This window comes from Azohydromonas australica DSM 1124 (assembly GCF_000430725.1).
Classification (GTDB): Bacteria; Pseudomonadota; Gammaproteobacteria; order Burkholderiales; family Burkholderiaceae_C; genus Azohydromonas; species Azohydromonas australica.
Genome location: NZ_KE387217.1, coordinates 13,382 through 35,360, shown reverse-complemented (window position 1 = coordinate 35,360; position 21,979 = coordinate 13,382). Strand labels below are relative to the sequence as shown.

Sequence of the window (21,979 nt, the reverse complement as noted above, 5' to 3'; positions counted from 1 at the left end):
CCCGCCATGGAGAGCGAGGCCTATGAAGAGCGGCTGACGTACCAGGCGCTGATGCAGCGCCTGTGCCCTGGCCACGACGCAGCCCAGCCACTGACGCTGGAAGAGTGCATTTGCATGTACATCGATGATGTCTTCGATGCGCTCGAAGACCCGCTTGTGCACGGAGGTCAACATGGCTGATGACAGGTTGCCCGCCAACCGCTACGAGCTGCGCCTGCAAGGCGGGGATGCCAAGATCTTCACCAGCGCCGAGAAGGTCGCCGCGGCGTTCCACGCGGCCGACGTCGACAAGATGTCCAGCGTGCACAGGTTCCTCCGCGGCCAGCCGGAAACCGAGGTGGCACGCACGGCAGTGCGCACTGCCCCCCAGTACGTGAGCGAGTCGCTGGAGCGGTTCGCGAAGCACAAGGCCGTGGACCCGGTACCGCCTGAAGGCGAGCGCTTCCGCGACGCCTACTACGCCGCGGTCGATGCATCGCTGCGCATGCGCCTGGAATCCGTGGAGGACTGGAACAAGGTCCAGCCCACAAAGGCGGATGGCGTGTGGAAGCTCGACCGTGCCACCTACGACGACCTGGAGGCGCTGGCCTTCGCACGGCCGGAGCGCGCAATGCAGGCATGGATGGACCACGTGGGGAGCAGGTACGACGCGCCGACGCTCGTGGACTTCGAGTCCGGCCAAGTCGTGACGCTGGCCGATACGGTCAACCTCAGGGCGGCCCGCAACCTCCATGAATACCGTTTCGAGATCGACCTGAACGCACAGCAGGCGTCGCAGCAGTCGCAGCCGCCGGCGCTAGCCCAGGCTGCCAGCGAAAAGGCGCCGTCGCAAGACGACGGTCAGCGCGTGGCGCTGCTTTCCTCGGAGCCCGCAAGCACAGTGAGGGTCGAGCAGACGCCTGGCGGTGCGCCGCGTGTGCAAGTCGGCCCGAACCAGCATCACTGGCTGAACGAAAACGCCCAATGGCACCGGGATGTCGCGGACCGTCGTGGGCTGACCGCGGGCATCGAAGCGGAGTTTGCACAGGGCAAGACGGCAGAGCAGGTCATCAGGGCGATGGGCAAGGAACTGGAATTCCTGCCCGTTGATGACCGGCCCAATTTCATCGTTGGCGTGCGCGCCACTTTGGGAATCCCGTCACAAGCCACCTCTGACGGGCAGCAGGAATTCCAGGCCTGGAAGGCTGAGTACGACAAGCGCCAGGCATCCCAATCCGCCACCCCCATTCAACCGCAGCAAGAGGGACCGGTCATGAACCTGACGCGCCTGCAGATCGACGGTGTGGATGTTGGACGCCTCGCATTCGAGAAGCACTCGACCGAAGCCGGCGTGTTTGTCGACCTCGCTGCGCTGGATCGCAGCGACAAGCCGGTGGCGCAGTTCACGGGCGTCAACAAGGACGAGTTGAACAACCTCCTTGGTCCCACGGTGGGACATGAAGTCGCCAAGTTCAACGGCCGCACGGGCGAGTTCAAGGGCGAGCAACTGGATGTTCCTGCGGCCGAGGTCGCGCAGGCGGCCAAGGTGGTGCCGGCGAAGCAGGCGCAGCAGCCGGCAGCCGCTGCTGCGAAAGTGAAGCAGGCGCCGATAGCCACGACAGCAACGGCGGCGAAGCAGGAACCCGCGGCCAAGACCAGAAGGGCAAAAGCGGTGAAGGCCGAACAGCAGCCGGCGGTGCCCGCTGCAACCGAGCGGCCCACACCGGCCAACAGCGTCGAGCCGGCAAACGGCCTCGCCTATGCCATTGACGGCTCCGCCGTCGAGTCCGTGAAGTTCAACCGTCGCGGCAAGGGCCAAGACCAGGTGGTGGACCTGCAAGGGTTCAACGGCAAACAGCAGGTCATCGAGGCCAAGGCCGTGCCGGTGGCCGAGCTCGCCCGTGTCGTTGGCGAGGCAGCCGCACAGCACATCACCAGCGTCAAGGGTCATTCCGGCACATTGAGGGGCGAGGTGGCGCCTTCGCCGGTTGAGCCGTCGGTGCTGGCCGCCACCGCTGCCGCACGCTCAGGAGGCAAGGCGGCTGCAAAGCAGGCACAGGCACTGGCACCGGCTGCTGCACCCCTGCCCAGACCTGCAGCACCAGCGGGTGGCGGTGCTCCTACCGCAGACCCCACCGACACGGTGACGGTGGAGGTGTTGCGCCGCGGCCAGCGAGAGACGATCAGCCTGCAGACCGGCAGCAGCCGTGAGCTGGGCCTGACGATGCGTCCGCTGCAGGGCGACGAGGCACGCGCCGCCGGCGTGGCGGGTGGACTCCTGGTTGGCGGCGTCTCCGGGGCAGCCAACCGCGCGGGCGTGCTGCCTGGCGACGTGCTCGTGGCGGTCAACGGCACCCCAGTGAGCAGCATTGACCAGGTGCGCGCGGCTGCGGCCAAGCCAGCGCCTGCGCCGTCCAGCACGCCGGCGCAGCAGGCATCAGCGCCCTCCTCCGTGCCGGCGCAGCAGCCGGCTGCCGTAACGTCGGCACCGGCCATTGAGGAGCCTGCCGCGGTCAAGGCGCGCCGCGAGGCCGAGCGCCTGGCGATCGAAGCCCTCAAGGCGTCGTTGGCAGAACGGTTCATCGTCCGCGCAGGCCACGCGGCCGACTCCACGGAATACCGCTTCCGTGGCGAGCCCGGGGTGCTCGCGTTCGTGGACCGAGGCTCGAAGCTGGCCACGGACCGCAACGAAGCCGACGTGGCGCGCGGCATCGTGGACCTGGCGCAGGCCAAGGGGTGGAAGGCGCTCGCGCTCGCGGGCACGGAGGACTTCCGGCGCAACGTTTGGCGCGAGGCTGCAGCCCGCGGCCTGCCTGCATCGGGCTACACCCCGACCAAGGCGGATCAGGAATGGGTCGCTGCCCGTCAAGGTGCGCATCAGGCAAACACGGTGGCAAGGACCGACGCCCAGCAGCCAGCGCAGCAGCCGGCCCAGCGGCCGGCGCAGGCCGTTGCCAGCACTGCTGGCGACACACCGCGGCAGGGGGCCACGAAGGAACAGGTCATGAACGCCATGCGTGCCGGGCTGCGAGACCTCAACATGGACAAGGCCTCCAGCGACCGCATCATGGAGCGGCTGTCCGTGCGCCTGGACGGTTTGCTCGCGCAGGGCAAGCCACTGCCCAACATCGCCCGGTATGACCGTGCCGCGATGAGCAAGATGCCGGAATTCGCGGCCCGCCAGGCACAGCAGCAGGGCCAAGCACGCGCCCGTGCACGGTGAGGTGCAGCATGAACAAGCATCGTTACCTGGTATTCAGCCGCGCGGCCACCACGATGGCGGTGGCAGCCGGTGTCTGTTTCCCGTGCGCCGCGCAGTACGGTGTAACCCACGAACCGGCCTACCCTTCACGGCTGCAGTTCCCTGAGCAATGGCACGAGGTTCTGGCCACGTTGGCAGAACTCAACGAGCTCGACCGGCTGATCGCGGCACTCGAGCGCCAGATGATCGCGCGGTGCAAGGACCAGTCCAGCCAGCTCAGCAGGCCGTGGCAGACGACTCCGGAGGTGTGCCTCCAGCTGCTGCAGCCCTGGGCGAAGGAGCCGCGATGAGCCGGCCCGACGAAGCGCAGCCGTTGCCCGGCGTGCGTGACTTGCTGCAGCAACTGCGCGCGGGCGGGGTGGTGAGCGGCCATGGCCACACGCTTGCTCTCGCCGATGGGATGGGGCCTTTCGTGCTGCATGGCACGAATCCGGGTGGCGTGAGTTACTACGGCAGCCTCTCGCGGGGGTACGTGCAGTGGTGGCGCGCAAGGTTGATCGCGGGCCAGAGCATCGGCGAGACGCTCCCGTACGTCGATCTGGCGGAATCTGACGCGCAGTCCATTGGTGAGGTGGTTGACCGCTTCTTCGGCGCCTTCGGGACCGACGCCGGTCCCGGTGCTCAGCTGGAGGTCGAGCCGGTGCCGGAAGTCTTGGGTCCCTGGGGGCGCCAGGTCATTGCGGCGCAGCTTGTGAAGCTCCTGGACGACGAGCGATTCAGCATTTGGAAGGTGGACAGCCTGGGGCACGCCTTCAGGTCCATTTTTCCCAAGATGGGCCGCACATGGCATCTACCCCGGGACCACGCCGATTACGCGGCCCTGCAGGTGCTGCACTACGACAGCTATCAAAAAATGGACCGCGCCGTCGCCGAGGGCCTGCCTGACGCCGTGCTGCGGGTCCTGGACCTGGACTATCCGCTGCTGCACGAACTGCTTGCAGACCACGCCAAGATGGTCATTGAGCGCTTTGCACGAGGGGTTGTGTCACCGGCACCTGTGCCGGTCGTTGAGGTTGACCTGCTGATGCCCAAGGTCGCGCCTGAATCGCTCACGCATCCGGTGTCCGGTTGGCGGCGCTTTTTCGGTGTGCGGTCAACGCCTGCCAGCCGCGCTGGCTGAAGACCATGGCCAGTGGGAGCAGCAACGCAGGCCCGGTATCGCGCCTGGCGCCCGCACAGGGCAGCAGCGTGCCAGCGTCGAAAGGGCAATTGATGAACGCCATGCGATCGGCGATCAAGAAGTTGAACTTGGACGCCCCTTCCGCGCAGCGTGTCCTCTCGCGCCTGTCCGAGCGGCTGGATGGGATGCTGGCCAGGGGCCAGGCGCTGCCCTCGCTGGGGCGTTTCGACATGACGACGGTGAGCCAGCTGCCGACCTACACGGTGCGGCAGGTTCAGCAAGGGCAGTCTCGGCAGGTTGGCCAGCCCCGGCCGGGCCGTGGCCGTTGAGGCAGCACAGGAGGTGCGGCATGGCACTCAATCCCGATTCCTGGCCGGACAAGTGGGGGCGAGCCTTCGAAAACGCCGCCATGTACGGCGACGCGCTGCTGTTTCCGGCGCTGCTGGCAATCCCGGCGCTCCTGCATCGCACCGAAGGCCTGATGTCGGGCATGGCGCTGGCAATCGCGCTGCTGTGGGCCAAGCGCCGCGTGCGGCGCGTCACGCAAGCCAAGGCCGGAATACGACTCTACCGCTACGGCACCTGGCGCTTTCTCAAGTTTTGCCTCTGGGTGACGGCCTTAGGCTTGGCGCTCATGCTCAAGGCCAAGCTGGATGGGCATTGAACAACATGCGCGCCGCACAAACCCAACCCCAAACACCCGTGCCCTCCTCTTTTTCGCTTGGCTTCCACTGGATCCTCTTGAACCAGGACCGGCCCAAAACGGGGAGCGTCATCGGCCAGCACCCAGCGCGTTGCAGTTCACTCGGTTGCTGGCCCCCGCGTCACGTTGGTTGCCGCCCCGATAGACGGTTTTCCCAGTGCACCGGGTAGATGTCGGTGCGGCCGCAAGAGAGTGGATGCAGCATGGACAGCTTCTCTGCGGTGGTCAGCCGCGCCGGGAGCGGCTGCTGCCGCGGCACTGTTGGTGCCGGTGGGAGCGCCGAGGGCCGACGCCAATCGATTCCGTGGCGCTCCAGCAGCGTCACCAACCGGGCGTTCTCGGATTTCAGTGCGGCGATGGGATCCTGCTCGGGCAGGGAGGCGTCGGCCATGCTGCTGATTGTCTCGCCAGGGTCCAGGTGATTCGGCCATTCGACCCACTGCGGACTGCCTGGCCGAGGCCGGCTGTCGCAGCGTCCAGCTGGACGAAGGAGACGGTCGGCGTTCCGCCAGAATTGACGGCAATGAAGAAGAATTCCACCAAGACGCTGCCTCAGGCACTTCCGGCGGGCTATGCCGACTGGCTCGCCGCCCTGAAGACCGACATTGCCCACGCGCGGCAGCGCGCAGCGCTGGCGGTCAACGCGGAACTGGTGCAGCTCTACGGCCGCATCGGGCGCGAGATCCTGGCGCGACAGCAGGCACAGGGCTGGGGTGCCAAGGTGATCGACCGCTTGGCGCGCGACCTCCAGGATGCATTCCCCGACATGCGCGGCTGGTCCAGCAGCAACCTGAAGTACATGCGCTTCTTCGCACAGCACTGCGCGGATGGCCGATTTGGTCAGCAGACTGCTGACCAATTGCCCTGGTTCCACGTCGTGACGTTGCTGACAAAGCTGGATGAGCCGGTGCAGCGCGAGTGGTATGCCACGCAGGCCGTGCAGCAGGGCTGGTCTCGCACGACGCTGGAACTGCACATCCGCAATCGGCTCCACCAGCGCCAGGGCGCGGCCGTGACCAATTTCGAGGCGCGGCTGCCGTCGCCGCAGTCGGCACTGGCGCGCGAGACGCTCAAGGATCCGTACCTGTTTGACTTCCTGGGCTTGGGCGACGAAGCGCACGAGCGCGAGATCGAAAGCGGCCTCGTGCGCCACATCACCCGCTTCCTGCTGGAGCTGGGCGCGGGCTTTGCGTTCGTTGGCCGTCAATTCCGCCTTGAGGTGGCCGGCGACGAGTTCTTTATCGACCTGCTCTTCTATCACACGCGCTTGAAGTGCTATGTCGTGGTCGAGCTCAAGGCCGGCGCCTTCAAACCCGAGCATGCCGGGCAGCTCAACTTCTATCTCGCCGCCATAGATGCGCAGGTCAAGGCCTGCGACGACAGGCCCACCATCGGCTTGCTGCTGTGCCGACAGCAGAACCGGTTGGTGGCCGAGTACGCGCTCTCGGGCATCGACAAGCCCATTGGCGTCGCCGAGTACCAGCTGCTGCGCGATCTGCCCGAGCCGCTGACTGGTAGCTTGCCCAGCATCGAACAGATTGAGACCGAATTGGGAGACGATTTGGCGAACGAGGCGACCTGACGACAGGCGGCGCTGTTCTTGCTGCGCCACCGGCCCCACAGTTGGGGCTTTTGAAAGCAGGCGCTCAAGATCGAGCTCACCGAGGGTGATGCAGGACTGGCTGATTTTTCAGGAAAGTGATGCGCATCGGCATGAAATATCTAAATACATTAATCACTTGCTGTATGGCGCCCTAGCCAAGCACTGCTCGGCGTAGCGCAACACAGTTTTCACCGGCATCGGTTCATCAATACTTCAGTACTGCCGCCAGTGAAATCGTGGCATCATGACTAGGCTGACATGAGCGAGTAAGTCGGCAATCACGTCTGACGCCCGCGATGCAGCAAAAAGCAGAAATGTTCAACACATTCGCCTGAAGGATAAAACGTATGGCAGACGTCCAGGAATTGCTCCGACAACGTGAAGAGCTTGAGCGCCAGATCAAGCAGATGCAGAGCTCTGTGCGATCTGATGCGCTTGCACAGATCAAGGAACTCATGAGCCAGCACAACCTAAGCACAGCAGACTTGACCGTAGCGGGCAAGAAAGGTGCAAAAGGAGGTGGTACGGTGGCCCCGAAGTACCGCGATCCTGAAAGCGGTACTACTTGGTCCGGACGTGGACTCAAGCCTAAATGGGTGACAGCCGCATTGGAAAGCGGTAAGTCACTGGACGACATGGCCATCAAGTCCTGACATATCAGTGCCGCGCACTCTGAAGTATTGGCATTCAAGCCCCGCGCGTCGGGGCTTATTTATTTGATTATTTGGATTGACACAATGGGGATCGCCAGAATTTCTGGGATCTGGCGCTGACACGCGGGAGTTCCAGCGGGGGAAACAAAAAACGAAACGCCTAGCCAAATCGGGCCGCCTTCGCCAGTGGTGCGATGGACCTGCTCGTAGCGCAGCAGGTCCACGGCTTAAACCATGGCCGCCGGTGCAAGTCAGCGACGGATTCCTCGGGCGGCGCCCGCCTTGAGATGTAGAGCGAGCGCACAGCGCCAAATCGAGCCGGATGCTGACGACAAATGCGCGGGCACCCCCGGCGGCGTCGGACGACGGACATGAACGCACTTGCCCGCGGCGATGACACAGCTTGCGCCGCGACCGGGGACGCTGCGATTCTCGCGATTACCAGGGCAGCCCGCGGCCACCAGCACAGCACGCTTAACGGGCAACATGGTGAAGTGCGGGCGTTCTCGCAGGTACTGATGAACCAAGAGAAATGCCTGAGCCACGCTCTTCCGCAATCCGTGCGCCACTGGATCGCCAACACCCAGGCCGCCGGCATGACCGGCGTGCGCATCGACTTCAACGGCAACCGCATCGTGCACGTGCGACCCGACCACGTGCAGCCCGGCGGCACACGGATGTGGGACGAGGGCGGCATGGCCGTCTACCTGCCCATCGACGCGGAGCCGGCAAGCTGCGCGTGGCCGGCAGGGATCAACGCGAGATGATCGAGCGCAGTAGCGCCTTCAACGATCTGAATTCCTAGTCCCGTCTGGCGGGCCCTGTGGCTTTCCATCGCGTCCCAGCGGCCTTTGGCGTGCCGGTTACTCGCTTGATCACCTCGCGCACCTCATGATGGTGCGTCATCGCGTCGTCCACGAGGTACGCGGCATGCAGCCGCTTGCGCACCAGCGCCTTCTGGTCGCCCGTCATCGCGTTGAGCATGGCCAGGATGGGGCGTTCCGCGCGCGCCAGCTTGTCTACCACCTCGGCCAACAGCGCCGGATCGGTGGCGCCCGCGGTGTTGCCTATCGGCTGCTTTCCATCACAGGCGATCCAGTAGCGAGGCCTGCGCCGCAGTTACTGCCGCCAGGGCCGCCAACTGAACCGAGCCAGCAGCTTTCGCAGGCGGAGTTTCACTGGACAGGAGTTGACAGCCTTCAGCGAGTCGGTGGTGCCGTGTTGCCGGTCACTGGCCCGCAGCATGCACGCGATCTCAGACCTGGGGTGGATCGGCGTTTGGTTGGAGAAGACCCAGCGCGCGAGGCTGGAGTAGTTGTCGGCAGATGGCAGTGACGAGCCTTCGTCCTTGTGTCTGGCCTGGGCACGGAGGTGTGCCGGGATAAGCAGGAACTCTTTGTCGTCGTCCACGTCCTCGTCCTCATGCTGGCCGGCCACGCTCATGTGGCCAGCACCTGTACCAGCAACGCCGCATAGCCGTACTGCTGCTGCGCTCGGCCATCAAGGCCAAGCGCCTTGTGCTCCTGCTCGGTAAGGACCTTGGTAGCGTTGGTCAGCCCTGCGCTAACACAGCGGCTTCTTGCACCTTGACAGCCAGAAAGCCACAACAGCACGCGCAACATACCCGAAACAAGTCTTATCCCACCCAACCCTCTCCCTCCTGACACGCCCTTTTCCACCCTATTGCCCTCTCAAACAGCCCAGAGCCGCAAACAAGACCAAAGCTGAACAGGAAAACGGGCTTCTCCTCCCTCGACCCTGAACAAGGGTGGGGCCAGGCAGGAGGTTGGGTTGGGCGGGGTGAGAATCCGGTATGTGGCGTGGATTGACTGGGGGCTATTTCTGACGCTCAACTGCCGCTTTGGCGGCCAGAAGGCCGACATGAATACGCGCAACAGCAACGCCAACCCCATGTCATTCTGATCGTCGCTGTTGCGGTGGCCGTCGCGTTCGGCATTTACACACTGGCAACGGCCCTGGGGCCGGAGTGCAAGACCATGTTGGGCGTCTTGCTCATGTCCGTGACGGTGCTGGAATGCGCGCGGGCACGGATACGGCACTGGCCTGTGTCGTGGCCGTCTTCGGCGTGGCCCGGCCGCGCCATGCGTACTGCTTCGCCAACCGGCGATCCAACCGCATGAAGGTGCTGGTGCACGACAGCATCGGCATCTGGTTGGCGGCGCGGCGGCGTAACGCCGGCAAGTTCATCTGGCTCCGGAACGGCAATTCCACCCTGACGCTGAGCCAGCCGCAGTTCGATGCCCTGGTGCTGAGGCTGCCGTGGCGGCGCATCGGCGAGGCCGGCGTCATCACGGAGGTGTAGCCCGGCTCAATTGCCGGATATGCCGATGGCGGCCTGGCCGCCAGTGCTGGCACGATCACGTGCTGTGATTGTCTAGGCATCTTCTCAACAACCGCCATCGACCTGTAACGCCTGGCCTTGCCAGACCTGCTCGTAGATCGCAGCGTTGATGTGCCAGACCTCAGGCCAGCACTGGTGCGCTGGCAGCCCCAAGCCCGCCGGGAGCCTGGCGCCCATCAGCCAGCGTTCGTGGGCGATGTAGATCTGGATGAATTCCCGGACCCACAACAGCTTGGACGGCATCGGGTGCACCGGTACGAGCTGCACGGTCGTGTGCAGGTTCGGTGGCCAATGTTCCATGGGCTCAAGCGGGCTTGCGGTCCAGTCATGGGTGCGCACGCGCTGTGCCAGCCCGCCGTTGGCGAACGGCCAGCCGGCAGCGTCGCCGCCGCAACGGGTCCTGTCTACGCCGCAGCGGGCGTTTCATCAACGCGTTTTTGTCGAGCTGTATCTGCCTCACTGTTCGAGCCACAACGCTTACCCTGTCGGCAATTTGCATTGCCAATGATCGTGCGCAGCTGCTGTCCCGCAAGCGACGCCGTGGAGCTTGCGATAGGTGCGCGCTGCCGCCGTGGACGCGGCAGCGCGGCGTGAGCGTCGGCACCCCGCGGCAACGGCATGAGCGCCCGGTGAGCGGCGCGGCCTTCAGCCATGACGCGGGGATGCGGCCGAAACCGGGACCAAGGGACTTGCGCACTCGGGAACGCCTGGTAGGGGCCACGCGGGCCCCAGCCATGGGCGGAGGTTTTCAACGTTTTCATTCCGCCATCACGTCCACCACTTGAAACACCCGGGAAGCTCCTGGGCACAGAGAATGATTCCCGGGGCCAACAGCCCCGGGGGTGGCCTCTCCTTTTCCTCCTCCCTCAAGGAGCCGCCCTTCTTTGGCCCGCCCTCGTGCGGGCCATTTCTTCTTTATGGAGCTGGCCCAGGCGCAGCGGTGTGCGAAGCGGACTCCAAGCCTGGCCTATGAATAGCAAGCGTCTGCGTGAGCAAGGCATGAAGGCAGGACTGGTGTTCGGCAACGGCTGGCCCTACCCACAAGGAACTGATGAGGCGCGGCAGTGGGAGCTGGGCTGGCCCGAAGGCGTGTTCAAGCGCGCCCGCGGCAACGGGGGCTACCGTGTCGAGTAGGAGCGAGGTCTGTGGCGCCGGCTTGTCCAGCGCTTCCTTGACGATCGAACCCGATGCCGCAGCAGCCCCGTGCGTGCCTGCTGACCGTTTCCTGCTCAGCCGGGCACGTCAGGGCAACGGCACCCGCAGCAGGATGGCTGTGCCCTGGCCGACGCGGGACTCAATGGCAAAGGTGCCACCCAGCGCCTCCACGCGCTCACGCATGCCCAGCAACCCCCAGCTCGGCTGGCTGCCCTCCAGGTGTTCGGCCTGTTCCGGATCGAACCCTATGCCGTCATCCTCGACACTGGCAACGAGCTGACGCCCTAAACACTCAACACTCACGCTGACACTGCGCGCCCCCGCATGCTTGGCCACGTTGTTCAGCGCTTCCTGGATCACCCGGAAGACGGCGGCCTCAACATGCAGCGGCAGACGCCGCTCGTCCAGACCTGCAACGAGCAAGTCCACCGGCCGGTCGCAGAGCTCGGACCACGTGCTGACATAGCTCTTCACCGCTTCGCCCAGACCTTCGTCCTCCAGCGCCGTGGGCCGCAGCGTAAAGACGATCCGATCCAGTTCATGGTCCACCTGTTCCAGCAGTCGCTGCAGCTTGATGAACTGCTGCGCGGCTGCGCCGTCCTTGAGCTGTCGCTGGACGCTTGCAACGGACAGCAGCATCGCCGACAAGAACTGCCCGAGCGAGTCATGCAGCTCGCGCGCGATGCGCCGCCGTTCTTCGTCCTGCAGTGTCTCCACGTGCGCAAGCAGTTGACGGCGCAACTCACTGGCGCGCTCCAGTTCGCGGGTGCGCTCCTTTACACGCCGATCCAGCACGTCACGCGCGGCGCGCTGCTCGTGGATATCGGTGGCCGAACCAAACCACAGCGTCACGCTGCCGCCCTGGTCCCGCGACGGTTCTGCGCGGGTCAGGAACCAGCGGTACTCGCCGTCGTGGCGGCGCAGCCGGTGCTCGCTCACATAGGGGTTCCCGGTCAGCGAGGCCTCACGCCAATTCTGCGACGTCTGCGGCAGGTCCTGTGGGTGGACGACATCACGCCAGCCTTGCCCCAAGGCCGCCAACAGGTCCTGGCCGGTGTACTCGAACCACCGCTCGCTGTACCACTGGACCTCGCCTTGTGCATCGCTGCGCCACAGCAGGTCAGGTACCAGATTGGCGATGGCGCGAATGCGCGCTTCGCTCTCGCGCAGTGCGGCTTGCGCACGTGCGTGCTCCACCGCAGCCCAGGTGCGCTCAGCGGCCTCCTCGATCATCGCCAGCTCGTTTGGTGTCCATGCGTGCGGCTTGGCATGGTGCACGCTCAGGGTGGCCACGAAGCGGCCCTGCTTGACGAGCGGCATGCCGACGAGGGCAGCGATACCCAGCGCCGCACAGGCGTGGCGCTCGCCGCTGGAGAGATCGGCGGCCAGCGCGATGTCGTCCACCACGACTTCACGCCCGGCCGCCAACGCGTCGACGAACGAAGGGCCGGACTCGGGCAGCTGAAGACTTTCGGTCACGGCGCACGCTCCTGGTGCCGTGTAACTGCTTTGAACGGTCAAGTCCGTGCTGTCGGGCGATACCTCGCTGTACAGCACACGCATGGCTCCCAGATGCTTGCCCAGCACGCGCAAGGCTTCGGCCAGGACAGCCAAGGGGTCCGACAGCGGCCTGAGCTTGTCACTGAGCCTGAGCAAGAAGGATTGTCGAAGCTCGCTGCGATGAAGGATGGCCTCCATCTCCAGGCGGCGCTGCTCGGCATGGACCCGCGCCGTGCTCTCGGTCACGCGGACAAGCACCCCCGCTACCTCCCCCTCCTCACCGTGCACCGGCAGCCAAGTGACGTCGAACCAGGCCTGCGGTGACGCATCGGGGGAAAGAAACGGGAACACCTGATCGTGAAGCTGGACGGTTTGCCCTGACTGAGCGGCAAGCAAATGCGGCTCGAAAACCTCGCGAGCCGAGGCAAAGGTCTCGAACACGCAGCGGCCGAGCGCCTGGACGCTGCGCGGGCCGATCCGGTGGCCAAAGGCATCGTTGCAAAACAGCCGTGCCTGCTTGCCCCACGCCAGCGCCACCATGCCTGTGTCGCAAAGCATCAAGTCGATGACGGTGCGCAGGCTCACCGGCCACTGCCCAATGGCGCCCAGCGCGGTGGCCGCCCAATCATGCTGCCTCAGGCGCTGTGCCATTTCGCCCTGAGCGCACGGCCAGAGGGCGCCTTCGTTGCGCGGCTTTCCCGTGTCCATGCCCAAGATTACCCTGGGGGGTTCCCTCTAGCCCTCGGGTCAACACCCGCGCATCGCACGCCTGTCCGCGCGCTCGAGTACCGGATCAAAGCACTCCTGCCGAGCAGCCGGGCCGATCGTCATCAGCCACGCGAGGGCTGTTTGCGGGGGGGCGCCCCAGGGCATTTGCCCAGGCTTGCGAGGCTCTTCTGCCGTGACACACCCGGGTTGCCTTTGCGGCTGGTGCCACGCGGGTCCTCCGGCTCTTTCGCCAGGCGCAGCGTTTGCCCGCGCTCGAGTGACGAGGTGCCGCCGTGGAAGATGCGATTGAAGGAATCTGGCGCGCGGGATTCGAGGCCGGGCAAGGGATGCAGAGTTGCCGCTGTCCGTTTCCCTATCACTCGCCCCAGGCGGATGCCTGGGAGGACGGCTGGACGCAGGGCATGCTCAAGCGAGAGGGCCTGGCCTACCGAAACCATCCACAAAGTGTGACGGGCCGTGATCTGAGGCTGGCAAGACAGCGCCTGTGGCGTGCCTGGCGACTGAAATTCTGGATACCCCGCCAGCAATAGCGACCCTATGGGGTGCGATGCCCCACTACCTCGCGTATCGAGGGCGTTCATCGCACCAGGAACGTCGGCGATCCGATTGCCTTGCGCTTCATCGGATACCCTGCCGAGGCCGCCGGGCCGCTCTAGCAGGACACTGCCTGTACCCTGACCCGGGTCGATATCAGTGTCGGTACGTCGTCGAGTTGGGCTCAGTTGCAGCAGCGCTGTGACACGTAGGCGCCGCAGCCGGGCGCGGCAAAAGTGCACAGCGTGTTGGCGGGCACTGCGCAACACCGCGGCGCACTGGACCCGCTGCGCCAGGGACTGGAAAGAGGTCTTGACATCCTCACACGCCCCGAAGGACGGTGATTCCTCCTGCGAGACGGCCATGCCCGGCCGCCAGAATGTTGCGCGCGGCATTCACGTCGCGGTCGTGGACCGCCCCGCAATCGCCGCACGTCCACTCTCTCATTCCAAGACCTGCGATACCTCTCGGCCGCTGTGCCGGCAGGCTGCCGCACGCAGAACAGGTCTGGGTGGAAAACGCTTCGTTGACCTCGCGGAACCACACGCCTGCGTTCCAGTACGGCACTTGCCCTCACGAGCTCGCGCCGGCGCCCGAGAGCACACGGATACGTTGTCAGTGGGGCTTCACACCGAGCCGTTGCCAGCTCCGCATGCCCACCTAGGGTACGGCTCATGGGAGAGGCGGTAGCAATCGCAACCACAATCGAAGAAGCGACTTTCACGTCGCACGCAGTAGTTCCAGACCGTGTTGACCTCGCGCACACGCTCGGACAACCACTTGGCGTGGCGATCCTTGAGGCGAAGTCGAAGCACGCGGACTGTCATGGGAAGGAGGTTACGCACGAACCACGTAAGAGCCCGGCATGGTTGGAAACTCGGCCAAACACGCTACGCCCTCGCGGGCACCCTCCTTTCCTCCCCGCCGTGAACGTCGGGGTTTCTCGCAGGAGCTGATGAACCCGGCTGCAGGATCACGTAGAACCCCTCCCACACCAAATTCCGCACAGTCTCTCAGCCGCAAGGTCCAGGAGGTTCCTTCGCAGTCATTACCCCGGCCCTGTCCCACCTCCTCGGGCCCGCTCGGTCGGCCTTGCACTGGGACACGGTTGCATCACCTCGCGCTGGCCTTCATTCCTCGCTGCGCCGCTCAGTGAACGGTCCTGCGTCCTGGAAACGGGTGATGCGGTTTCGCCCCGCGTGCTTGGCAGCGTAGAGCGCGGCGTCAGCGCCTTGAAGCACGTCGTCGGGGTCAGCAGCGGCAGCGTCAACGAATAGCCCCGCGCTGATCGTCACCAGCCCGGCTTGGCCAATGGGTCGTGCTGCGACGGCGTGCAGCAGGTTCCTGGCCACCAACTCGGCACCGCCCGCGTCCGTGTTGGGCAGCAGGATCAGGAACTCCTCGCCGCCATAGCGCCCCACGAAGTCGGTACGGCGACACTCTTGCAGCAGCCTTTGCGCCACGTCCTGCAGTACCGTGTCCCCTTCAGCGTGGCCCAGCGAGTCGTTGATACGCTTGAAGTGATCGATGTCCATGAGCAGCACGGCCAGGGGGGTGCTCAGACGCCGGTGGGACAGGATTTCCTGCCACAGCCGCTCGTCACAGACGCGCCGGTTGTGCAGCCCGGTGAGCGCATCGCGCGTGGCCAGATGCTCGAGTTCAGCGTTCACGCGCTCGAGCTCGGCCGTGCGCTGCGCGACCTTGGCCTCCAGCGTCTGGTTGGCCTCCACCAGCTTGTGCGTCATGCGCTGCAGCGCCTGGCCGACCTCGCGCACCTCGTCCAGGTTGTCGCCCAGCGGCATGGGCGTGTGCAGCTCACCTTGCTCGATGCGCCGTGCCGTTGCGGCGATGGCCTCCAAGGGTTGCGTGATGCGCTTCAATACCAGCCAGCCCAACAACGCCATGCCCACGGCGACCAAGGCACCGGCCCACAGCACGCCGTCGCGCGCGCTGTGGGCCGCCACCAGCGCCACGTCTTCAGGCTGTCGTACCACGACGTGCCAGCCCAGATCCGCTCCCGCAGCACGGGCAGGCACTCGCACGGCAGCCGTGAGGTATTTGCCGCCATCGGACCACGTCAGGCGTTCAGCGCGTCCATCGATGAGGTGCGAAACATGCACGGTCGGCGCCAACCGCAGCTCCTGCGGGCCATGAAGAACACGCCCGGCAGGGTCCAGCACGAACACCTGCACGCCCCGTTCGTGGTTGGCCTCGGAGCGCACCGCGGTAATGACATCCCGGGCCCAGTTCCAGTCGATGTGCGCGCCGAGCACGCCGACGACCTCTCCACGTTCGTCACGAATCGGCGCAGCAAAGTCCAGCAAGCGCAGCGGCGTGTTGTTGGGTGACGCGGGCAACAGCGCGGCCAGCAGCTTCGCCTCATGCACGTCACCCGCTGCAGAGCGCTCCATCCCGCTGCGAAACCAGGGCCGCTCCTTGACGTTGCTGCCCACAAGCAGGCCATTGTTTGCCGCACGTACCGTGCCTTGGACGTCCGCAACGCCGATCCATGCATAACGGGTCGACCCCACCAGCGCCTGCGCCAGAAGTGGCGGTGACGCGGGCGTCGACTGCGCCATGCGGCGTGCATCCTGCGTCGCGGCAAGCAGTTCAATCTCGTGCAGCCGCTCGTACAGACCTGTGGAGAACGCGTTGGCGACCGCTCGCGCCAGCGAATGCAATATCTCACCTTGGCCGCGCTCCTCGACAATGGCAACTTGCCTGCCGATGACCAAGGACAGGACCGTCAACGCCATGGCACAGACCAACCCCAACGCACAGGCAATGCGGCTGCGAAGGCCAACCCGACGCGGTGCCGGTGTGTCGGACAGGCGGGCCAAACACCGTGTCCATCCTCGTGACAGCGACCGACCCAGGGTTTGCACCATCGTGACAAGCGATAGGCGTTGCCGTGCCATGGCTCTAGCCAACGGGCACCTCCACCTGAAATCCCGCGAGGTCGATCAGCTGTCCTGAGCTGGACAAACCCGCTCCAGGACCTTTCGGGCTACACGGCGTAGTGCTGTGCGCCTGCAGGACCGCCTTGGGCCCCTTGGAGCGTTGCTCGGGCACGTCGCCGAAGCCGGTATGGGCCACGCCGTGGCGCAGCCTGGCCCATGCCTCGTCACCGGCAAGCCGCGCCCGCCCGGTGACGGTAGCCACCGGCCCGGAAATCACGTGCAGGACAAGCGCCGCCCCCTGGACACACGGGCACAGCCGGATGCCGCAGGCGTCGACGTGTGGGCGCCAGGCCTGCCCTGACGCCGTGCCGGCCCTAACGGCGGTGGGCAGCGCAGCACTGCAGGCCACAGGCTTCCCGGCTCCCCGCTCCGCCACCCAGCGGCACCCCGCCTGCGCGACAAGCAGGTTTGCCGCCACCTCGAAGCCCTGGCGGATCACTCCCGCGTCGATCCGCTGCCCCAAGCCAGCCGCGCCATCAGGCCACCCAAGCGCCGCTGCTGGCGCCCTCCAGGACAAGGGGACGCAGGCAGCCAAGCCATGGGGAACACAGAACCTTCGCATCCAGATTTCTCAGCACGGCCGTGCACGAAACGCACGGTCTCAAAATATTAATTCCATGGGAAGGAAGAAATTTTCCATCGCTTCCTTTCAACGGAAATTATTCAGATGCCCGCAAGCTATCTGCACCAAAGGAGTTGGGCAACTGGCGCCAACCCTTGAACGGGCGTTGTGGCGCTTGCTTTCAGCAGAAGTAATGCCCCGCAATTGGCGTGGATCCCACAGCCGGCACACGACCCGTGTCGCCCCGCTGGGAAGCCGCTGAGCAGCGGACGCGCAGTCGACGCCCGCCATGGCCGGCTATCAGCCACCCATCCTCGGTGAGGCGCAGCTGATGGGCGTCATCGCCGAGGAGGCGAGCCAAGAGCGCTACCGCGCGGCCGAGCCAGGCATGCGCTCGGGCTTGCTGTAAGACCGCGAGGCGCCGCTCGCACCGAGTTCATCGCCAGCGCACCGGCTCGTTATCGCGGTGCAGGAGGACACCGGCTGTCTTCTGCGAACCGGGGCACAAGACCGACTACCCTTCCCCAGGCACGAGGCCGAGAAAACCGCTGCGCTGGCGCCCGCCGCACAGATGCTGGCCCAACACCTGTCGAATTCGTGCCGCCTGGATCGTCGTGCGAGTGGAGCCACTTCGTTCCACCACGCTCACTTTCTGCAGGAGACCGACATGCGTGTCATGGTGATCGTCAAGGCCAGCAAGGACAGCGAAGCGGGCGTCATGCCCAGCGAGCAGCTGCTTGCCGAGATGGGCAACTTCAACGAGGAACTGGTCAAGGCCGGCGTGATGCTGGCCGGCGAGGGACTGCACCCCAGCGCCAAAGGCGTGCGCGTGCGCTTTTGCGGCAGCCAGCGCACGGTGACCGACGGGCCCTTCGCCGAGACCAAGGAACTCATCGCCGGGTTCTGGATCTGGCGGGTCGCGTCGATGCAGGAGGCCATCGAATGGGCCAGGCGCTGCCCGAACCCGATGGAAGGGGAATCGGAGATAGAGATCCGGCCGGTCTTCGAGGCCGAGGATTTCGGCGAGGCGCTCACGCCGCAGCTGCGCGAGCAGGAGGAGCGGCTGCGCACGCAGCTTGGCCAGGGCGGCGCACCGCAGTAGGGCAAGCTGCGCCTTGTGCCGCAGCGCACAGGCAGCCGCGGTATCGGCCTTGCAGCTGCGGCTTGCGGTACGGTTCCATCCCCGCCATGACCGTCAAAGGCCGATCGCCATGCCGCACCTGCTGCCGATCCTGGAGCCGCCCGGCCAGCGCGCCACACACTCGCAAGCGCAGGCCTACGGGTACTGGGAGCGCATGCAGCGCTTCGGCGCCGAGCTGCAGGCGCAGGAGCTGCTGCTGGCCAGCCAGTCCTGGGCCTGGCACGCCAGCGCAGCGCGCTGCAGGCGCGCGGCGGGCGCGCGCAGGTGATGGATGGCTCGTTCGCCGATGCCAAGGAGATGGTTGGCGGCTTCTTCCTGACCGACTGCGACAGCCGCGCCGGGGCCCTGGACATCGCCGCCCGCTGCCCAGCCGCGCAATGGGCCACGGTGGAAGTGCGCGCACTGGGCCCCTGCTTCGACGATGCCATCAAGTGAATGTCGAAACCGCGCCGGCCCGGCCGTCGTACAAGCATGAGCCCCAGGAGCCCCTCATGCGCTTCATGATCATCGTCAAGGCCAGCGCCGCTTCCGAGGCCGGCGCCCTGCCCGAGGAGCGGCTCATCGCCGCCATGGCCGACTACCACGGGCAGCTCGCCCGCGCCGGCGTGCTGCTCGACGCCCACGGGCTGCAGCCCTCTTCCCGCGGCTGGCGCATCCGTTGGTCAGGCGCTCGGCACAGCGTCGTGGACGGGCCCTTTGCCGAGACCAAGGAGCTCATCGCCGGCTATACGCTGATCCAGGTGCGCTCGCGCGAGGAGGCGCTGGAGTGGAGCCGGCGCTTCCCCGCGCCACAGGGCCTGGGCGTGGATGCGGAGATCGAGGTGCGGCCGCTGTTCGAGCTGGAGGAATTGGGACCCAGCGCGGCGGTAACGCGCTTACGTCGGCTGACGCCCGATGCGTGAGGCACCGGCAGCAGGGTCGAGCACCCATGCGGCGATCAACGCGGTCTGGCGCATCGAGGCCGCGCGCATCATCGCCGCGGTGGCCCGGCTGGTACGCGACGTGGGCGTGGCCGAGGATCTGGCGCAGGACGCCCTGGTCGCGGCGCTGGAGCACTGGCCCGCGGCCGGCGTGCCCGATAACCCCGGCGCCTGGCTGGTGGCCACGGCCAAGAACCGGGCGCTGGACCGGCTGCGCCACGAGAAGCTGGCAGCGGCCAAGCACGAGCAGATCGGCCACGAGCTTGAGGTCCGGGAGGCACTGATCGTGCAGGACTTCGTCGACGAGCTGGACGCCGCGCACGCCGACGGCATCGGCGACGACCTGCTGCGCCTGATCTTCACCGCCTGCCATCCGGTGCTGTCCACCGAGGCGCGCGTGGCGCTCACGTTGCGGCTGCTGGGCGGGCTGACCACGGCCGAGATTGCACGCGGCTTCCTGGTGCCCGAGCCCACCATCGCGCAGCGCATCGTGCGCGCCAAGCGCACGCTCGCGGCGGCCCGGGTGCCGTTCGAGCTGCCGCCCGGCGACGCCCTGGCGTCGCGGCTGGCCGCCGTGCTCCAGGTGATCTACCTGATCTTCAACGAGGGCTACACCGCCAGCGCCGGCGACGACTGGATGCGCCCGGCGCTGTGCGACGAGGCCCTGCGCCTGGGCCGGGTGCTGGCCGGCCTGGCACCGCGGGAGCCGGAAGTCCATGGGCTGGCCGCGCTGATGGAACTGCAGGCATCGCGCGCCGGCGCTCGGGTCGATCCACAAGGCCGCCCGGTGCTGCTGGCACAGCAGGACCGCACGCGCTGGGACCGGTTGCTCATCCACCGCGGCCTGGCCGCATTGGCACAGGCGCAGGCGCTGGGCGGCGCCCTCGGCCCCTACGCCTTGCAGGCCGCCATCGCCGCCTGCCATGCCCGCGCCGCAACCGTGCAGGACACCGACTGGGCACAGATCGTCGCGCTGTATGACGCGCTGGCGCAGGTGGCGCCGTCACCGGTGGTGACGCTCAACCGCGCGGTGGCGGTGAGCATGGCCTTCGGCCCGGCCGCGGCCCTGGAGATCGTCGATGCGCTGCAGGAGGAGCCTTCCCTGCGCCAGTATCAGTGGCTGCCCAGCGTGCGCGGCGACCTGCTGGCCAGGCTGGAGCGCCACGCCGAGGCCCGGGCCGAGTTCGAGCGCGCCGCGGCGCTGGCGGGCAATGCGCGCGAGCGCGAGCTGCTGCTGGCGCGGGCGCAGGAGATGGCGGACGCCGCGGACCGCCCGGCTTGAACGCCGGGTACAGCCCGGGGTCCTTGTCCGGCACGGGCCGTGCGAGGGCCTGTGCAGCCGCGTCCTGCCGGCCTTGGGCGTTCATGAATTCGCCGGAACTCGGCAAGCCAGCCTTATCAGGTTGCGCAGGACATGGCGCCGTCCGTCCTCCAGACCAGCATCCATCTGCTTTATGCAATACCTGCGCTGTCTGCTCTGATCATCCGAAGAGAAACACCATGACCGCACCACGCCGAGTCGATGCAGCGCGAAGGGCCGCGGGTGGCGGCCTGCGCATGGAACTGGTGTTCGAGGACGCCACCCTGGGCGAAGTGCGTTGCATGGCTGGTGCTTTCGAAGACAACCCGATTCCTACGCAGTACCGCATCCATCTCGACCTCGTGACACATCTGGTCCGAAGGGCACTGGACAGGCGTCCACCGGAGGGACGCATCGGCTGCGACGCGCCTGGTTCGCTCAAGGAACCGCACGCCCACCGTCCTGTCCTTCCCTTGCTCAGCGCACCGCAGGTGCTGGCTCAACGACTTACACGCGCTGGCGGCGTATGGGCGGACAACAGGGGTGTTCACGGAAAATCCCGCCGATCCCCGGCAAGTTCAGCGTTGGTCCCTTCCAGCCCGACACGCTCTACCGAGGCAGCGCGAGGACTTGGCCAGCTGAGGTCGACCCAGCAAAGCCGCGCAGGCGGGCACGTGAGGAACTGCCTGGATGGCCGAGGGCATCCGGGCGCTGAAGCCGGATACTGGCATGTGGCACCGAGATAGCCCGCGACGCGGCCGGGTCGTCCCATGCAGGCGCCATCGGGTCCTCGACGAGCACGCCACCGGGATGAATGCTGAGAGGAGCTGCAGGCCCCGGGGACTCGGCTGCTGCATCACGCCGCCCCGGTACCTGCCATCGATGCGCGCAGGCAGCGACAATACCTGACCAAGGCATCGAAGCTGACACCCATGACCATCGAAGTGGCGCGCGACCTGTCGCACAAGATGAAGCACACGGTCCACGTGCGAAACCATGCGCTCGCGGTCGACGAGCCTCCGGGCAACGGCGGCGAGGACCTGGGCGTGACGCCGCACGAGCTCTACGACAGCGCGCTCGGCGCGTGCAAGGCATTGACGACGCTGTGGTACGCGCAACGCAAGCACATCCCTGTCGAGGACATCCGCGCGAGCGTCGAGCGCGACGACAGCGAAGAACGCCGAGGCGTCTATCGGCTGCGCGTGACGCTGGACATCACGGGTGCGCTGACCGATGCGCAGCGCCAGGAACTGCTGAACGTCGCAGCCAAGTGCCCGGTGCACAAGCTGATGACGCAATCGACCACCGAGGTCGTGACCGAGCTGGCGCCGGCCCGCCTGTAACCGTAGAGGAAGGCCGCCAGGAACGCTGCGGCAAGGAGGACTCGATCGATTGGCAGCATGCATTCCATGTCGCCTGCCTACGCCCGCGCACTGGTAGCCCCGGATATGTTGTCTGAATGAAAAACTGACCGGGCCGTCGGACACGGCGGCGAA

25 protein-coding genes are annotated in these 21,979 nt (G+C 66.2%); 17 read left to right on the top strand and 8 right to left on the bottom strand.

Annotation, left to right across the window (positions count from 1 at the left end):
• The first annotated feature begins 6 nt into the window (after window positions 1–6).
• The 6 genes from H537_RS54050 to H537_RS0137750 all read left to right on the top strand — a co-directional run bounded on the left by H537_RS54050 (window position 7) and on the right by H537_RS0137750 (window position 5,025).
• Window positions 7–180, top strand: a complete 174-nt coding sequence (locus H537_RS54050; protein WP_156902211.1) for a hypothetical protein — start codon at window positions 7–9, stop codon at window positions 178–180.
• A complete protein-coding gene (locus H537_RS0137770) occupies window positions 173–3,202 on the top strand; it encodes an LPD7 domain-containing protein (protein ID WP_156902210.1) in 3,030 nt (1,009 codons plus the stop codon). The genes H537_RS54050 and H537_RS0137770 overlap by 8 nt, the downstream gene beginning before the upstream one ends.
• Before the next feature lie 8 nt (window positions 3,203–3,210).
• Window positions 3,211–3,531, top strand: a complete 321-nt coding sequence (locus H537_RS0137765) for a hypothetical protein (RefSeq protein ID WP_156902209.1) — start codon at window positions 3,211–3,213, stop codon at window positions 3,529–3,531.
• Complete coding sequence (locus H537_RS0137760) at window positions 3,528–4,361, top strand: hypothetical protein (RefSeq protein WP_029001992.1); 834 nt, start codon at window positions 3,528–3,530, stop codon at window positions 4,359–4,361. Before H537_RS0137765 ends, H537_RS0137760 begins: the two co-directional genes overlap by 4 nt.
• 128 nt (window positions 4,362–4,489) lie before the next feature.
• On the top strand, window positions 4,490–4,690 hold the full coding sequence (locus H537_RS0137755) for a hypothetical protein (RefSeq protein ID WP_156902208.1): 201 nt from the start codon (window positions 4,490–4,492) through the stop codon (window positions 4,688–4,690).
• Window positions 4,691–4,770: 80 nt separating this feature from the next.
• The gene (locus H537_RS0137750) at window positions 4,771–5,025 is read left to right on the top strand and encodes a hypothetical protein (protein WP_169517182.1); all 255 of its coding nucleotides are present in this window, start codon (window positions 4,771–4,773) and stop codon (window positions 5,023–5,025) included.
• Between the two features lie 160 nt (window positions 5,026–5,185).
• Here H537_RS0137750 and H537_RS51975 read toward each other — a convergent pair whose 3' ends face one another.
• Window positions 5,186–5,455, bottom strand: a complete 270-nt coding sequence (locus H537_RS51975) for a hypothetical protein (protein WP_084151267.1) — start codon at window positions 5,453–5,455, stop codon at window positions 5,186–5,188.
• Between the two features lie 132 nt (window positions 5,456–5,587).
• On the opposite strand from H537_RS51975, the gene H537_RS0137745 reads away from it, so the two are divergent.
• From H537_RS0137745 to H537_RS54045, 3 genes are all read left to right on the top strand, one after another.
• On the top strand, window positions 5,588–6,646 hold the full coding sequence (locus H537_RS0137745; RefSeq protein WP_029001989.1) for a PDDEXK nuclease domain-containing protein: 1,059 nt from the start codon (window positions 5,588–5,590) through the stop codon (window positions 6,644–6,646).
• Window positions 6,647–7,014: 368 nt separating this feature from the next.
• Window positions 7,015–7,320 (top strand): H-NS histone family protein, encoded by a 306-nt coding sequence (locus H537_RS51970; protein ID WP_084151266.1) that lies wholly within the window; start codon window positions 7,015–7,017, stop codon window positions 7,318–7,320.
• Window positions 7,321–7,691: 371 nt separating this feature from the next.
• Window positions 7,692–8,087, top strand: coding sequence for a hypothetical protein (locus tag H537_RS54045; RefSeq protein WP_156902207.1), 396 nt, complete (start codon window positions 7,692–7,694; stop codon window positions 8,085–8,087).
• Between the two features lie 34 nt (window positions 8,088–8,121).
• Here the strand turns inward: H537_RS54045 and H537_RS0137735 are convergent, their stop codons facing one another.
• From H537_RS0137735 to H537_RS54040, 3 genes are all read right to left on the bottom strand, one after another.
• Window positions 8,122–8,355, bottom strand: coding sequence for a hypothetical protein (locus H537_RS0137735; protein WP_029001987.1), 234 nt, complete (start codon window positions 8,353–8,355; stop codon window positions 8,122–8,124).
• Window positions 8,356–8,439: 84 nt separating this feature from the next.
• Entirely contained in the window at window positions 8,440–8,763 is a 324-nt protein-coding gene (locus H537_RS0137730; RefSeq protein ID WP_029001986.1) for a hypothetical protein, read from the bottom strand.
• Window positions 8,760–8,942: a hypothetical protein gene (locus tag H537_RS54040; protein WP_156902206.1), complete on the bottom strand. Its 183-nt coding sequence runs from the start codon at window positions 8,940–8,942 to the stop codon at window positions 8,760–8,762. The genes H537_RS0137730 and H537_RS54040 overlap by 4 nt, the downstream gene beginning before the upstream one ends.
• Window positions 8,943–9,355: 413 nt before the next feature.
• On the opposite strand from H537_RS54040, the gene tnpB reads away from it, so the two are divergent.
• Window positions 9,356–9,643 (top strand): IS66 family insertion sequence element accessory protein TnpB, encoded by a 288-nt coding sequence (tnpB, locus tag H537_RS48045; RefSeq protein WP_043461991.1) that lies wholly within the window; start codon window positions 9,356–9,358, stop codon window positions 9,641–9,643.
• An 84-nt stretch (window positions 9,644–9,727) separates the two neighbouring features.
• On the opposite strand, the gene H537_RS0137720 is transcribed toward tnpB, so the two are convergent.
• On the bottom strand, window positions 9,728–10,021 hold the full coding sequence (locus H537_RS0137720; protein WP_156902205.1) for a hypothetical protein: 294 nt from the start codon (window positions 10,019–10,021) through the stop codon (window positions 9,728–9,730).
• Window positions 10,022–10,681: 660 nt separating this feature from the next.
• Here H537_RS0137720 and H537_RS56380 point away from each other — a divergent pair.
• Window positions 10,682–10,816 carry a hypothetical protein gene (locus H537_RS56380; protein ID WP_259375259.1) on the top strand — a complete coding sequence of 45 codons (135 nt, stop codon included), beginning with the start codon at window positions 10,682–10,684 and terminating at the stop codon, window positions 10,814–10,816.
• A 108-nt stretch (window positions 10,817–10,924) separates the two neighbouring features.
• Here the strand turns inward: H537_RS56380 and H537_RS50125 are convergent, their stop codons facing one another.
• The 3 genes from H537_RS50125 to H537_RS48035 all read right to left on the bottom strand — a co-directional run bounded on the left by H537_RS50125 (window position 10,925) and on the right by H537_RS48035 (window position 16,356).
• Window positions 10,925–13,045, bottom strand: coding sequence for a PAS domain-containing protein (locus H537_RS50125; RefSeq protein ID WP_051244581.1), 2,121 nt, complete (start codon window positions 13,043–13,045; stop codon window positions 10,925–10,927).
• 876 nt (window positions 13,046–13,921) lie between these two features.
• Window positions 13,922–14,146 (bottom strand): zinc ribbon domain-containing protein, encoded by a 225-nt coding sequence (locus H537_RS51965; protein ID WP_375136358.1) that lies wholly within the window; start codon window positions 14,144–14,146, stop codon window positions 13,922–13,924.
• 584 nt (window positions 14,147–14,730) lie between these two features.
• Complete coding sequence (locus H537_RS48035; protein ID WP_051244578.1) at window positions 14,731–16,356, bottom strand: sensor domain-containing diguanylate cyclase; 1,626 nt, start codon at window positions 16,354–16,356, stop codon at window positions 14,731–14,733.
• A 1,433-nt stretch (window positions 16,357–17,789) separates the two neighbouring features.
• On the opposite strand from H537_RS48035, the gene H537_RS0137690 reads away from it, so the two are divergent.
• From H537_RS0137690 to H537_RS0137670, 6 genes are all read left to right on the top strand, one after another.
• Entirely contained in the window at window positions 17,790–18,224 is a 435-nt protein-coding gene (locus H537_RS0137690) for a YciI family protein (RefSeq protein WP_029001983.1), read from the top strand.
• Window positions 18,225–18,333: 109 nt separating this feature from the next.
• Entirely contained in the window at window positions 18,334–18,531 is a 198-nt protein-coding gene (locus tag H537_RS56970; protein ID WP_375136357.1) for a hypothetical protein, read from the top strand.
• A complete protein-coding gene (locus H537_RS48030; protein ID WP_375136360.1) occupies window positions 18,474–18,698 on the top strand; it encodes a YciI family protein in 225 nt (74 codons plus the stop codon). Before H537_RS56970 ends, H537_RS48030 begins: the two co-directional genes overlap by 58 nt.
• Before the next feature lie 56 nt (window positions 18,699–18,754).
• Window positions 18,755–19,165 carry a YciI family protein gene (locus tag H537_RS0137680; RefSeq protein WP_029001982.1) on the top strand — a complete coding sequence of 137 codons (411 nt, stop codon included), beginning with the start codon at window positions 18,755–18,757 and terminating at the stop codon, window positions 19,163–19,165.
• Window positions 19,158–20,465 carry an RNA polymerase sigma factor gene (locus tag H537_RS0137675; RefSeq protein ID WP_029001981.1) on the top strand — a complete coding sequence of 436 codons (1,308 nt, stop codon included), beginning with the start codon at window positions 19,158–19,160 and terminating at the stop codon, window positions 20,463–20,465. The genes H537_RS0137680 and H537_RS0137675 overlap by 8 nt, the downstream gene beginning before the upstream one ends.
• A 950-nt stretch (window positions 20,466–21,415) precedes the next feature.
• Window positions 21,416–21,826, top strand: a complete 411-nt coding sequence (locus H537_RS0137670; protein ID WP_029001980.1) for an OsmC family protein — start codon at window positions 21,416–21,418, stop codon at window positions 21,824–21,826.
• The last annotated feature ends 153 nt before the right edge of the window (window positions 21,827–21,979 follow it).

Excerpts from the sequence above, each read along its gene's own strand:
- H537_RS0137670 (WP_029001980.1), top strand. The coding sequence starts at position 21,416 with ATGACCATCGAAGTGGCGCGCGACCTGTCGCACAAGATGAAGCACACG.
- H537_RS54050 (WP_156902211.1), top strand. The coding sequence starts at position 7 with ATGGAGAGCGAGGCCTATGAAGAGCGGCTGACGTACCAGGCGCTGATG.
- H537_RS0137680 (WP_029001982.1), top strand. The coding sequence starts at position 18,755 with ATGCGCTTCATGATCATCGTCAAGGCCAGCGCCGCTTCCGAGGCCGGC.
- H537_RS0137745 (WP_029001989.1), top strand. The coding sequence starts at position 5,588 with ATGAAGAAGAATTCCACCAAGACGCTGCCTCAGGCACTTCCGGCGGGC.
- tnpB (WP_043461991.1), top strand. The coding sequence starts at position 9,356 with ATGCGCGCGGGCACGGATACGGCACTGGCCTGTGTCGTGGCCGTCTTC.
- H537_RS54040 (WP_156902206.1), bottom strand. The coding sequence starts at position 8,942 with ATGTTGCGCGTGCTGTTGTGGCTTTCTGGCTGTCAAGGTGCAAGAAGC.
- H537_RS56380 (WP_259375259.1), top strand. The coding sequence starts at position 10,682 with ATGAAGGCAGGACTGGTGTTCGGCAACGGCTGGCCCTACCCACAAGGA.
- H537_RS0137690 (WP_029001983.1), top strand. The coding sequence starts at position 17,790 with ATGCGTGTCATGGTGATCGTCAAGGCCAGCAAGGACAGCGAAGCGGGC.
- H537_RS50125 (WP_051244581.1), bottom strand. The coding sequence starts at position 13,045 with ATGGACACGGGAAAGCCGCGCAACGAAGGCGCCCTCTGGCCGTGCGCT.
- H537_RS0137730 (WP_029001986.1), bottom strand. The coding sequence starts at position 8,763 with ATGAGCGTGGCCGGCCAGCATGAGGACGAGGACGTGGACGACGACAAA.
- H537_RS48035 (WP_051244578.1), bottom strand. The coding sequence starts at position 16,356 with ATGGCGTTGACGGTCCTGTCCTTGGTCATCGGCAGGCAAGTTGCCATT.
- H537_RS0137765 (WP_156902209.1), top strand. The coding sequence starts at position 3,211 with ATGAACAAGCATCGTTACCTGGTATTCAGCCGCGCGGCCACCACGATG.
- H537_RS54045 (WP_156902207.1), top strand. The coding sequence starts at position 7,692 with ATGAACGCACTTGCCCGCGGCGATGACACAGCTTGCGCCGCGACCGGG.
- H537_RS0137675 (WP_029001981.1), top strand. The coding sequence starts at position 19,158 with ATGCGTGAGGCACCGGCAGCAGGGTCGAGCACCCATGCGGCGATCAAC.
- H537_RS56970 (WP_375136357.1), top strand. The coding sequence starts at position 18,334 with ATGCCGCACCTGCTGCCGATCCTGGAGCCGCCCGGCCAGCGCGCCACA.
- H537_RS51975 (WP_084151267.1), bottom strand. The coding sequence starts at position 5,455 with ATGGCCGACGCCTCCCTGCCCGAGCAGGATCCCATCGCCGCACTGAAA.
- H537_RS51970 (WP_084151266.1), top strand. The coding sequence starts at position 7,015 with ATGGCAGACGTCCAGGAATTGCTCCGACAACGTGAAGAGCTTGAGCGC.
- H537_RS0137760 (WP_029001992.1), top strand. The coding sequence starts at position 3,528 with ATGAGCCGGCCCGACGAAGCGCAGCCGTTGCCCGGCGTGCGTGACTTG.
- H537_RS0137750 (WP_169517182.1), top strand. The coding sequence starts at position 4,771 with ATGTACGGCGACGCGCTGCTGTTTCCGGCGCTGCTGGCAATCCCGGCG.
- H537_RS0137770 (WP_156902210.1), top strand. The coding sequence starts at position 173 with ATGGCTGATGACAGGTTGCCCGCCAACCGCTACGAGCTGCGCCTGCAA.